General features: G+C 68.1%; 10 protein-coding genes. 4 read left to right on the top strand and 6 right to left on the bottom strand.

The genetic code is table 11. The features are described 5' to 3' along the window. Positions 1-2: 2 nt before the first annotated feature. Positions 3-998: an ABC transporter permease gene (locus ET475_RS16320; protein WP_129392719.1), complete on the top strand. Its 996-nt coding sequence runs from the start codon at positions 3-5 to the stop codon at positions 996-998. Then, a complete protein-coding gene (locus tag ET475_RS16315; RefSeq protein ID WP_129392716.1) occupies positions 995-3,241 on the top strand; it encodes an exo-beta-d-1,3/1,6-glucosidase in 2,247 nt (748 codons plus the stop codon). The genes ET475_RS16320 and ET475_RS16315 overlap by 4 nt, the downstream gene beginning before the upstream one ends. Here the strand turns inward: ET475_RS16315 and ET475_RS16310 are convergent. Together ET475_RS16310 and ET475_RS16305 are read right to left on the bottom strand one after the other, a co-directional pair. Beyond that, the gene (locus tag ET475_RS16310) at positions 3,231-3,785 is read right to left on the bottom strand and encodes a cysteine hydrolase family protein (RefSeq protein ID WP_129392713.1); all 555 of its coding nucleotides are present in this window, start codon (positions 3,783-3,785) and stop codon (positions 3,231-3,233) included. The two genes, ET475_RS16315 and ET475_RS16310, sit on opposite strands and share 11 nt — an antisense overlap. Positions 3,786-3,811: 26 nt before the next feature. Continuing rightward, positions 3,812-5,311 carry a purine-cytosine permease family protein gene (locus ET475_RS16305; RefSeq protein ID WP_129392710.1) on the bottom strand — a complete coding sequence of 500 codons (1,500 nt, stop codon included), beginning with the start codon at positions 5,309-5,311 and terminating at the stop codon, positions 3,812-3,814. A 93-nt stretch (positions 5,312-5,404) separates the two neighbouring features. On the opposite strand from ET475_RS16305, the gene ET475_RS16300 reads away from it, so the two are divergent. Together ET475_RS16300 and ET475_RS16295 are read left to right on the top strand one after the other, a co-directional pair. Then, a complete protein-coding gene (locus tag ET475_RS16300; RefSeq protein ID WP_242497676.1) occupies positions 5,405-6,505 on the top strand; it encodes a PQQ-dependent sugar dehydrogenase in 1,101 nt (366 codons plus the stop codon). Between the two features lie 48 nt (positions 6,506-6,553). Continuing rightward, positions 6,554-8,182, top strand: coding sequence for an acyl-CoA dehydrogenase family protein (locus tag ET475_RS16295; protein WP_129392704.1), 1,629 nt, complete (start codon positions 6,554-6,556; stop codon positions 8,180-8,182). Positions 8,183-8,212: 30 nt separating this feature from the next. Here the strand turns inward: ET475_RS16295 and ET475_RS16290 are convergent, their stop codons facing one another. The 4 genes from ET475_RS16290 to ET475_RS16275 form a co-directional block, all read right to left on the bottom strand. Then, the gene (locus tag ET475_RS16290) at positions 8,213-9,025 is read right to left on the bottom strand and encodes a DUF805 domain-containing protein (protein WP_129392701.1); all 813 of its coding nucleotides are present in this window, start codon (positions 9,023-9,025) and stop codon (positions 8,213-8,215) included. A gap of 252 nt (positions 9,026-9,277) precedes the next feature. Beyond that, entirely contained in the window at positions 9,278-10,141 is an 864-nt protein-coding gene (locus ET475_RS16285; RefSeq protein ID WP_129392698.1) for a 3-methyladenine DNA glycosylase, read from the bottom strand. Continuing rightward, positions 10,138-10,590 (bottom strand): NUDIX hydrolase, encoded by a 453-nt coding sequence (locus ET475_RS16280; RefSeq protein WP_207205372.1) that lies wholly within the window; start codon positions 10,588-10,590, stop codon positions 10,138-10,140. Before ET475_RS16280 ends, ET475_RS16285 begins: the two co-directional genes overlap by 4 nt. Next, positions 10,587-11,297 carry an SOS response-associated peptidase gene (locus tag ET475_RS16275; RefSeq protein ID WP_129392695.1) on the bottom strand — a complete coding sequence of 237 codons (711 nt, stop codon included), beginning with the start codon at positions 11,295-11,297 and terminating at the stop codon, positions 10,587-10,589. Before ET475_RS16275 ends, ET475_RS16280 begins: the two co-directional genes overlap by 4 nt. Positions 11,298-11,486: the final 189 nt, after the last annotated feature.

The raw sequence follows: 11,486 nt of genomic DNA, 5'->3' as shown, positions 1-11,486 counted from the left end.
CCATGGCAGCAACGCAAGCCGCCGCACTGGCGGCATCAGACCGCAAGACGCTTCGCGGGCAGCTCGGGGCTGCCTTCTCGATGTTCCGCAACCCGAAGTCGGTGGTGGGGCTGGGCATTCTCGGCGTGTTCGTGCTCGTGGCGATCTTCCAGGATCTGCTCGCCCCGTACGGTCCGCTGGAGAAGGACTACACGGCGCTGCGGCAACCTCCCTCGTGGCACCACCTGCTGGGGACGACACACATGGGCGAGGACATCTTCAGCCAGATCATCTACGGCACCCGCGGTGTGCTCGTGGTCGGGTTCCTCGCCGGTATCATCGCGACCGCCATCGCGATCATCATCGGAGTGCTCTCGGGATACGTGCGTGGGTGGCGCAGCGAGTCGCTGTCGGCACTGACGAACGTGTTCCTCGTGATCCCCGGTCTGCCGCTGATCATCATCGTGGCCTCGCAGTTCGAGAATCCGCCGCTGCTGCTGATCTCGGCGGTGTTGGCGATCACCGGCTGGGCGTGGGGTGCACGCGTGCTCCGTGCGCAGACGATGTCGCTGCGCAACCGCGACTTCATCCAGGCGGCCCGTGCCAACGGTGAGCCACTTCGGCGCATCATCTTCATCGAGATGCTCCCCAACCTGTTGGCGATCATCGCATCGAGTTTCGTGGGCACCGTGACCGCGGCGGTGTTGAGTCTGACCACCCTCGCGTTCATCGGCGTCATCCCGATCACCAACCTCAACTGGGGCACGATTCTGTTCTGGGCGCAGCAGAACGGCGCATTCCCCGACTACTGGTGGTGGTACATCCCGGCCGGACTGTGCATTGCGCTGCTGGGCATGGCACTCTCGCTCATCAACTTCGGCATCGACGAATACGTGAATCCGCGGCTGCGGTCGGCGGGCGAACGCGCCCGCGCGCTGAAGAAGCGCGGGCTGAACGCGAACTCCGCCGTCACCGCCGTCAAGACATCACCCGGAACTGCAAGAGAAAGTCAGGCATGAGCCTCGTATCCGACACCCTCCCATACCTCGACTCCTCGTTGACGACCGCCGAGCGGGTCACCGACCTGCTCGCACGGATGACGCTCGAGGAGAAGATCGGGCAGATGCTGCAGCTCGACGCCCGCGGCGATCTCGACGACGCCGTGCTGCGCAGGCATGTCGGCTCGATCCTGCACACCTCGCCCGAGCGCATTGTGCAGGCGAACGAGCTGACCGCTCGTACTCGACTGCGGATTCCGCTGCTGGTGGCCGAGGACTGCATCCACGGGCACTCCTTCTGGCCCGGCGCGACGATCTTCCCCACTCAGCTGGGGCTCGCCGCGAGCTGGGACGCAGAACTGCTCGAGCGGGTCGCCCGCGTCACGGCCGTCGAAGTCGCGGCCACCGGCATCCACTGGACCTTCTCACCGGTGTTGTGCATCGCCCGCGATCTGCGCTGGGGTCGGGTGAACGAGACGTTCGGCGAAGACCCGTTTCTCATCGGCGAACTCGCCGCGGCGATGGTGCGCGGTTATCAGGGCTCGGGCCTGGCCGATGAGACCGCGATCCTGGCCACCGCGAAACACTTCGCCGGATACTCCGAGACGCAGGGTGGGCGCGACGCCAGCGAGGCAGACATCTCGCGCCGCAAGCTGCGCAGCTGGTTCCTGCCGCCGTTCGAAAAGGTGGCGCGAGAGGGATGCCGCACGTTCATGCTCGGCTACCAGAGCATGGACGGCGTGCCGATCACCGTCAACGAATGGCTGCTCACCGATGTGCTGAAGGGGGAGTGGGGCTACACCGGCACCCTTGTCACCGATTGGGACAATGTCGGGCGCATGGTGTGGGAACAGCATGTGCAGCCCGACGACACGCACGCGGCGGCCGCGGCCGTGCGTGCCGGCAACGACATGATCATGACGACACCGCGGTTCTTCGAGGGCGCCCTGGAGGCAGTGCGCAGCGGGATGCTGCCGCCCGACGCCTTCGACGATGCCGTGGCGCGCAACCTGACCCTGAAGTTCGATCTGGGCCTGTTCGAGAACCCCCGGCTGCCGCAACCCGGTCTGGAGAAGATCGTGGGTGCACCCGCGCACGCCACGCTCAACCTCGAAGCCGCCCGTCGTTCGATCGTGCTCCTGGAGAATGACGGGACGCTGCCCTTGCCCCCGCGCGCGGCGTCCATCGCGGTGGTGGGACCGCTCGCCGATGACGCCCAGTTCCAGCTGGGCGACTGGGCCGGCGGCTCGGGCCAGGTCGACTGGCTCGACGCACAGCCGCGCGAGCTGATCACCACGGTGCTCGACGGCATTCGCGACCTCGCCCCCGCCGGTTCCACGATCACGCATGTGCGCGGGGCCGACATCCTCACGATGCAGCCCGACCCGGCGGGTGCGACCTTCCCCGACGGGCAGCCGCGTCCGCCCATCGTGCACCCGTGTCTGCCCGACGAGGCGATGATCGCCGAAGCGGTGCAGGCCGCCACTGCCGCCGATGTCGTGGTGGCCGTCGTCGGCGACCACATCGAACTGGTCGGTGAGGGCCGCTCCACGGCCACGCTGGAGCTGATCGGTGGGCAGAACGCCCTGCTCGATGCGTTGATCGCCACCGGTACTCCGGTCGTCGTCGTGCTGCTGGCGTCCAAGCCGCTCGTGCTGCCGACATCGGTGCACGCTGCCGCCGGAGTGCTCTGGATCGCCAACCCCGGGATGCAGGGCGGCCGTGCGCTCGCCGAAATCCTCTTCGGCGAGGTCGAGCCCGCAGGCCGCCTGCCGATCTCGTTCGCGCGGCACGCGGGCCAGCTTCCGGTCTATTACAACCGGGTGCGCGGGCAGCACGGCGACCGCTACGCCGACCTGACGCAGTCGCCGACATGGGCGTTCGGGCAGGGACGCAGCTACACGACCGTCGAATACACAGATCTCGTGCTCGCGCGCACCGAGGTGGCGGTCACCGACGCCCTGGTCGCCGAGGTCACTGTGCGCAACACCGGAACCAGGCCGGTGCGCGAGACCGTGCAGCTGTACGTGCGCGACGAGATCACCTCGGTGAGCTGGGCCGAGAAGGAGCTCAAGGCGTACCGGCAGGTCGATGTCGCACCCGGCGCGAGCGCGCGCGTGCGCATCGAGTTGCCCGTCGCCGAGTGCACGATAGTGGATGCCGCCGGCCGGCGTGTGGTCGAGCCGGGGGCCTTCCACGCCCTGGTGGGCGCGTCATCGCGTGACGAGGACCTGCTGGCCGCGGAGTTCACCGTCACCGGGTGAGCGCGGCCAGCACCGCGGCCGTATCGGTCACCGTGATCTGCGGGGGATACAGGCCGAGCACGTGCAGCGCGGCTGCCTGATTCTCGGCGGTCGAGCCGGCGCAGGCATCGGCGACGATCCGCACGTGCGCGCCGGCATCGGCCGCCGGCAGCGCCGTGGAGATCACGCAGCAGTCGGTGGAGACCCCGCACAGCACAAGATGCGGTGCGGGTCCCGTGATCGCCGCGAGCTCGGGGCCCCACTTGCCGAAGGTGGGCAGGTCCAGCGTCGCGCGCGGTGACAGGCCCGCGGCATCCCGTACCAACCCGTAGAGCGGGTCGTCGGCGGGTACATCCGCGAACGGCCAGGCGGCGAAGTAGTCACCCCACGCCGTCGCGCGGTCGGCGGTGGGCAACCAGCGTGTGACCACGACGCGCGGGCCGAACGCTTCGGCCAGGGAGTGGATCTTCGTCATCGCCTCGGCGAAGAACGGTGATCCCCAGGCGGATTCGGGAGACGCGAAGATGTTCTGCGGGTCGATGACGACGAGCCAGGGCTGCGGCATGGCTCGGTCGCCAGCCGCGCCTCCGCTCAACGCCCCGTTCCCTCCTCTTGCCGCCGGATCGTGCCGGCGCGCGCAAACCAGGTCACGACGAACCCGATGACCAGGGCGAAGAAGACGCCGAGGTTCGCGTAAGCCCAGTCGCCGTCTTTGCCGCCGATGAGGAACAGGAAGTATCCCTGCCAGTTGTTCCAGGCAGCCTCATCGGCGAAGTTGTTGATCACGAAGCCCCAGCCGATGACCGAGCAGACGACCATCGTGATGATCGAGGTCCAGTCCCAGGAGCCGTAGCGGCCCTTGGCGTCGAAGAGGGCATCGTCGTCATAGTCGCGCCGCCGCCGCAGAATGTCAGCGATGAGGATGCCGGCCCAGGCGGCCAGCGGCACGCCCAGGGTGATCAAGAAGCTCTGGAAGGGGCCGAGGAAGCTCTGCGCGAAGAAGACCACCCAGATGGTGCCGAGGGTGAGGATGACGCCGTCGATCGCCGCAGCCGAGGGGCGCGGGATGCGGATGCCGAGGCTGAGCAGCGTGAGTCCCGACGAGTAGATGCCCAGCACCGCTCCCGACACGAGCGCGAGAATCGCCGTGATCAGGAACGGCACCAGCACCCACACCGGCAGGATCTGGGCGAGAGCGCCGATCGGATCGTTCGCGATACCGTCGGCGAGGTCGGCGTCGGAACCGCCCAGCAGCAGACCGAACACCACCAGGATCACCGGCGCTATCGCACCGCCGAAGGTGTTCCAGCCGATGATGGCGCCGTCGGAGGCGGTGCGCTTCTGATAGCGCGACCAGTCGGCGGCGATGTTTATCCAGCCCAGGCCGAAGCCGGTCATCACCATGACCAGAGCGCCGATGACCTGCCCGATGTTGCCGCCGGGCTGGGCGAGCACGGTGGCGAAGTCGATGTGCCCGATGGCGAGGATGATGTACAGGATCGTCACGATGCCGGTGATCCAGGTGAGCACCGACTGCAGCTTCATGATGGTGTGATAGCCCAGCACCGACGCGGTGACGATGAGGGCTGCCACGACCACGATGGCGATGATCTTGACGGCCACGCCACCGTCGCCGCCCAGCTGCGTGATGATCGTCGCGGTGGCCAGCACCGCCATGATCGCCAAGAACGTCTCCCAGCCGATCGAGGTCAGCCACGACACGATTCCGGGCACCTTCTGTCCGTGCACGCCGAAGGCGGCGCGGGAGAGCACCATTGTCGGCGCCGAGCCGCGCTTGCCGGCGATGGCGATCAGGCCGCACAAGAAGAACGAGACGACGATACCGATCACCGAGACGATCGTGGCCTGCCAGAACGAGATGCCGAAGCCGAGCACGAACGACCCGTACGACATGCCGAACACCGACACATTGGCGGCGAACCACGGCCAGAAGAGGTCGCGTGGTTTGGCGGTGCGCTGCGACTCGGGAATGATCTCGATGCCGGTGCGCTCGATGAGGGTGGATGCGGCGGGCAGGGTCTCGTCGGGTGCGGACACGGGTGCCTCCAAGGGCGGGGTCGGTGCGGCCATTCCTATCCTGGCACTTTCCTGTGAGCCAGGGCCAGCATTGCGCGCGGTCGGCGGGCGGGGGATGGTGGATGCGGGGGACCTATGCGCGCACGGATGGTTCGGATTCTTCTCGCGGCGACTCTTGCCGTGGCGCTGGTCGGGTGCGCACCGCAGGCGGCGCCCACGTCCAATGCGCCGTCGGAGACTGCGCCATCATCGACCGAGTCGGGCGGCACGGCGCCGTCGGGCGCCGCGCCCTCGACGATCGTCGACGGCCTCGCAGCGCCGTGGTCGATAGCGCTGCTGCCCGACGGCGGGGCGCTTGTCTCACAACGCGACGACGGCACCATCCTCGAGATCACCGCTGCGCACACCGTGCGCGAGGTGGGCGTCGTTCCGAGCGTGGTCGCCGACGGCGAAGCCGGCTTGAACGGCATCGCTGTGCACACCGACGGCGATACGACGTGGCTGTACGCCTACCACGCCGCGTCTTCCGACAACCGGGTCGTGCGGATGCCGCTGAGAGGCCGGGCCGGGTCGTACCGCCTGGGCGCGGTCGAGGTCGTGCTCAGCGGCATCCACAAGGCCACCTTTCACAACGGAGGCAGGATCGCCTTCGGGCCCGACGGAATGCTCTACGTGACCACCGGGGATGCCGGAAGCTCGACCGACTCGCAGGACACCTCGAGCCTCAACGGCAAGATCCTGCGGGTGACGCCGCAGGGCCAGAGCGCGCCGGGCAATCCGTTCGGCAACGCCGTGTACAGCTATGGGCATCGCAACGTGCAGGGCATTGCATGGACGGCCGACGGCACGATGTGGGCGAGCGAGTTCGGCCAGAACACGTGGGACGAGCTCAACGTGATCGTCCCCGGCGGCAACTATGGGTGGCCGGTCGTGGAAGGCATCGCCCACGACGACCGCTTTCGGGATCCTCTCGTGCAGTGGCCGACCGATCAGGCCAGCCCCAGCGGTCTGGCAGCCCGCGGAAGCGAGCTGTATCTTGCGAGCCTGCGGGGCGAACGACTGTGGCGCGTCGTGACCGACCGTGGCTCCGTGGTGGGTGATCCCTCGCCCGTGCTGTCGGGGTACGGCCGGCTGCGTGACGTCACCGTTGCGGCAGATGGAAGCCTGTGGATTCTGACGAACAACACCGACGGCCGCGGAAGCCCGCGCAGCGGGGATGATCGGCTGCTGCGGTTCGCAGTAGCGTGACGGCATGACCACACTCGGCGCGGCCGCCAGCCCGGCGGCACGCATCTCGTGGAGAACCAGCCCGACTGGCGCGTCGATGTCGACGAGTACGCCCTGAACCTTGCGCTCACACAGGCGGTGGATGCCTTCGGCGGCGGGTGGGCCGATGCCGAACTGCACGAGATCGGCGCACTCGTGGGCAGCGAGGACTTTCAGCGTGACGCGGTGCTCGCCCACCAGCATCCGCCCGTCGCGCACACCTTCGATCGCTGGGGCTTTCGGCTCGACGAGGTGGAGTACGACCCGTCGTATCACCGCGTCATCGCTGCCGCCGTGGCCCACGGTGCGCACACCTCGGCATGGGCCGATCCCCGCCCTGGCGCGGCGGTGGCGCGGGCGGCCGCCTTCATGCTGTTCGCGCAGATCGAGCCCGGTCATGCGTGTCCGATCTCGATGACCCACTCTGCGGTGGCCTCGCTGAAGGCTTCGCCGTGGATCGCCGACGACTGGCTGCCGCGGCTGTATGCGCGCAGCTACGAACACCGACTGCTGCCTGCTGACCAGAAGCCCAGTGCCCTCGTGGGTATGGCGATGACCGAGAAGCAGGGCGGTTCGGACGTGCGGGCCAACACCACGACCGGTGTGCACGTCAGCGGGCACAGCTACCAGCTCACCGGGCACAAGTGGTTCTGCTCGGCGCCGATGTCCGATGCCTTCCTGGTACTCGCCCAGACCCGGCGCGGCGCGACCGACGAGGGACTGTCGTGTCTGCTGGTGCCGCGGGTGATGCCGCACGGCGGGCGGAACGTGTTCCGCATCCAGCGGCTCAAAGACAAAGTCGGCAATCGCTCCAATGCCTCGGCCGAGATCGAATTCGACGGCACGGTCGGGTTGCTGCTGGGCGAGCCCGGTCGTGGGGTGCGCACGATCATCGAGATGGTGCAGCGCACGCGGCTGGACTGCGTGCTGGGAACGTCGGCGGGCATGCGCCAGAGCGTCGCCGAAGCCGTCTGGCATGCCCGTGGGCGGCGCGCGTTCGGTCGGGATCTGATCGATCAGCCCGCGATGACGGCGGTGCTCGCCGATCTCGCGTTGGAGTCAGAGGCGGCGATGCTGACCGGGCTGCGACTGGCGCAGGCGTTCGAAGCCGACGCCTCGGCCGCCGACATCGCCCTTCGGCGGCTGGCCACGCCGGTGGCCAAGTACTGGGTCTGCAAGCGCGGCCCGCAGCACGCATACGAGGCCATGGAGTGCCTCGGCGGCAACGGCTACATCGAGTCGTTCCCGCTGGGGCGGCGCTATCGCGAGCAGCCGGTCATGGCGATCTGGGAGGGCTCGGGCAACGTGATAGCGCTCGACGTGCTGCGGGCGCTGGCACGCGACCCCGACTCGGCGGCGGCGCTGCAGATTGAGCTGGAGAGCACGCACGGCGCGCATCCGCTGCTCGATGCGCACACTTCGCGCACGCTGGCGCTGCTGCGCGAGGTCTCGGGCGCCGATTTGGATGCCGCGGCCGCCGCGGCGCGCCGGCTCACCGAAGATCTCGCCCTGGCCCTGCAGGCCAGCATCATGCTTCGACACGCACCCGATGTCGACGCCGAGGCGTTCATCGGTGCACGACTGGGCGATGACCGCGGCTGGCAGTACGGTGTGCTGCCGCGCGGTACCGATGCCGCGGCCATCGTGGCGCGGCACTGAGACCTCTCGCGGCCCGGTCAGGGCTGGTTGTCAGGGGTACTTGCTGGGCATGCAGCACATCACCAGAAGGGCGATGCTGCCGCCGGGCACCACGCCCAAGAAGATGAATCCCCAGTGGAAGCCGGCGTCACGAAGACGTCGCACGAGCACCGCGAGCCCGGGGACCAGGACGGCGAGTTCCCACAGCACGAGCGCCAGCATCAGCAGTCCGCCGAACACCGACAGGGCGGCGAACCCCGACCGGCCCGAACCCGCGGTGGCGCCGGCGGCCGTGAAGATCAGCACCAACGCGATGACGTAGCACGCGACGGCGATCACGAGGTTCGCCAGCATCCACCACCAGTACTCGGCGCGACTGGCGCGGCCCTCGAAGCGTGCGTACTTGCTGAAGATCGTGCGGACCGCGTCGATGGGGTTCGACACGACGGGGCGGTCGTCGACGGGGGAGCGCCAGATGCCGATCGGTGCGGCGACGGGCGCACCCTGGGCATAGCTGGGGTAGCCCTGCTGGGTGTTGGGGTAGGTCTGCTGGGTTCCGGGGTAGCCCTGCTGGGTGTTCGGGTTGGTCTGCGGGGTGCCGGGGTAGCCCTGCTGGGTGCCGGGGTAGCCCTGCTGGGTGCCGGGGTAGGTCTGCTGGGTGCCGGGGTAGCCCTGTTGCGTAGTGCCGTAGCCCGGCTGTGCCCCCGGGTAGCCAACGGGGGCCGAAGGCTCAGCGGGCTGAGCATTCGGCGCGGCAGCGCGCGTCTCGGTCGACCAGGCCGCGCCGTTCCACCAGCGCTCACCGGTGCCGCCCTGCGGGTCGGGGTACCAGCCGGCGGGGGGCAGCGGGGTGTCGGTGCTCACGGTCGTGCGTCTCCTCTGTGGGATGAAAAAGCCGATATGACTACCGTATCGGGTGCATTCCCGGTGGTTTCGTGCGGTGTCGGGCGGGAGCGCACGTACTCTGCGTTCTTCGCGTGCACGTACTCTGCGCTCTTTGCGCGCACGTACTCTGCGCTCTTCGCGTGCACGTACTCAGTCTGAGCAGTGGGACCGAGAGCAGACAATGCCCACTTCGCGCGCCTGGGTGCCGTGCAGGCGGCCCCACAGACTGAGTTAGTGCTCGGTCGCGGCGAGCAGGCGCTGGCGCAGCGCGTTCGCGCGCGCCGCGAACGCGCGTTGGCGGCGCACATACTCGGCCTTGCCCTCGGCGGTCTCGATGCGCACCGGTTCACCTGCCCACGCGGCCATGTCGTAGGGCGATGCCTGCATATCGAGATAGCGGATGTCACGGGCCAGCTCAAAAGCATCCAGCAGCAGCTCGCCCGGAACGAGGGGACCGAGCTTGACCGCCCACTTGTAGAGGTCCATGTTCGCGTGCAGGCAGCCGGGCTGTTCGCTGGCGGCCTGACCATCGCGGGTGAGCGGTGCGGAATTGCGGGGGACAGCTTCGGAAGTGAAGAACCGGAACGCGTCGAAGTGCGTGCAGCGCAGGTCGTGGTCCTCGACGACGGCGTCGGTCTCGCTCTGGCCGAGGCGCAGGGGAACCGGATGCCGGTGCTCGCGCTGTCGGTAGACCATCGCCCACTCGTGCAGTCCGAAGCAGCCGAACCGGGCGGGGCGATCGACGGTGGCGCGCAGAAGTCGCGTGACAGCGTCGACGAGCGGGGCCTTGGCGGCGCGGTACGCGGCGGCGTCGACGCGGGCGCTGCCCGGCGTCGTCCCCTGTGTATACCAGCGCTTGTGCGCACGCTCCGCCGCATCTTCGAGCTGGATGCCGACGCCGGGATGCCACGTGCGCAGCACCGCCGGCTTGTATGAGTAGTAGGCGAAGAGAAAGTCCTCAACAGGATGCTTCTCGCCGCGTGCTGCTCGTTCACGATGGCCCGCCGTCAGGGCATCGGCGCGGGCGCGGTGTGCGGCCTCGAGCGCGCGCCACTCGACGCCGCTGAGCACGGCGGAAGGGGCGAGGGTCGTCATCCCTCCAGGGTAGGCGCGGTGTCTGGGACGCCGTCGGGGTAGAGCGGCGGCGTGGTGGCAGCGAGATCACGCCACAGTACGTACATGGGCGCGCCATCGTCCTCTTCGAACCAGGCCCCTTCGTCGGGCACGACGTCGGAGGGCACCGGTGCTCGATAGACGAAGACGATCTCGTGGCCGTTCTCGCCCTCAAAGGTGAAGATGTTCTCGGCCACCCCGAGGAACTCCAACTCGGTCACCGTGAACCGCAGCTCCTCGGCGACTTCGCGAATGGCCGCGTCGGCGGCCCTCTCGCCGAGCTCGATTGAGCCGCCCAAGAGTCGATGGAACAGTGCGGGCCCCGCTGCGGGGTCGACGGGATATCGACACACGAGCTCGCGATGCCGCGCGGCATCCACCAGTCGCACCATCGACTTGGTGCGGATGTAGGAGCGGTCAGCCGTACTCACTCGGCCGGCTCGATCAATTCGGGACCGTTGTTACGCACGTTGCCGACGGCCTTGGACACCGCAAAGTCGGTGAGGGTGTCGGCGACGTCGGGCGCCGCATCGATCGCGGCGTCGAGGATGTCGCCGACGTTCTCGGTGGTCGGGTCAAGCCAGGCATCGGCGAAATCGGGGTCGAGGAACAGTGGCATGCGATCGTGGATCGACCCGAGATGCCCGATCGCGTCGCGCGTGAGAATGGTGAAGCTGAGCACCCAGCGCGCGGGGTCATCATCGGGCAGCGCGGGGTTCTTCCACCACTCGTAGAGACTCGCAAAAAACATCGGAGAGTCATCGGCCGGGTGGATGTAGTGCGGGACCTTCAGGCCCTCGGCGGTTTTCCACTCGTAATAACCGGATGCCGGTACCACGGCGCGTCGCTTGATGAGGGCGTTGCGGAACATCGGTTTGTCTTCGACCTCTTCGGCGCGGGCGTTGAAGGCGCGAGAGCCGACTGAGAGGTCTTTGGCCCAGGAGGGGACAAGGCCCCAGCGTGCCGATTCGAGGCGACGGGTCGGCGGCTCGGTCTTGGCGGAGTCGAGCACTATCGCGGCCGGATCGGTCGGGGCGATGTTGTAGGAGGGGGCTGGCAGGTCGTCACCCTCCAGGTCGACGCGAAGCACGCCGACCAGCTCCGACCCGGCATCGGCAACCACGAACCGTCCGCACATGTGGCCAGCCTACGGGTGGGTACCGACATCGTGCGCTCGAGGCCGTGGCAGCGGGCATGAGGAATCGATTGTCGCATCACCTTGCTCCCTTCCGATCGTGAACACGTTCACCGACCCGAAGGACTCCTCGCCGGCAGATCCGTAAACAGCGACCAAAACGCACATCTCAATCAGCAGTCAAGGCGCCCC

This window comes from Microbacterium protaetiae, assembly GCF_004135285.1.
GTDB lineage: Bacteria > Actinomycetota > Actinomycetes > Actinomycetales > Microbacteriaceae > Microbacterium > Microbacterium protaetiae.
This window is presented reverse-complemented; position numbering and strand designations above follow the sequence as displayed.

Excerpts from the sequence above, each read along its gene's own strand:
- ET475_RS16320 (WP_129392719.1), top strand. The coding sequence starts at position 3 with ATGGCAGCAACGCAAGCCGCCGCACTGGCGGCATCAGACCGCAAGACG.
- ET475_RS16315 (WP_129392716.1), top strand. The coding sequence starts at position 995 with ATGAGCCTCGTATCCGACACCCTCCCATACCTCGACTCCTCGTTGACG.
- ET475_RS16310 (WP_129392713.1), bottom strand. The coding sequence starts at position 3,785 with ATGCCGCAGCCCTGGCTCGTCGTCATCGACCCGCAGAACATCTTCGCG.
- ET475_RS16305 (WP_129392710.1), bottom strand. The coding sequence starts at position 5,311 with ATGGCCGCACCGACCCCGCCCTTGGAGGCACCCGTGTCCGCACCCGAC.
- ET475_RS16300 (WP_242497676.1), top strand. The coding sequence starts at position 5,405 with ATGGTTCGGATTCTTCTCGCGGCGACTCTTGCCGTGGCGCTGGTCGGG.
- ET475_RS16285 (WP_129392698.1), bottom strand. The coding sequence starts at position 10,141 with ATGACGACCCTCGCCCCTTCCGCCGTGCTCAGCGGCGTCGAGTGGCGC.
- ET475_RS16275 (WP_129392695.1), bottom strand. The coding sequence starts at position 11,297 with ATGTGCGGACGGTTCGTGGTTGCCGATGCCGGGTCGGAGCTGGTCGGC.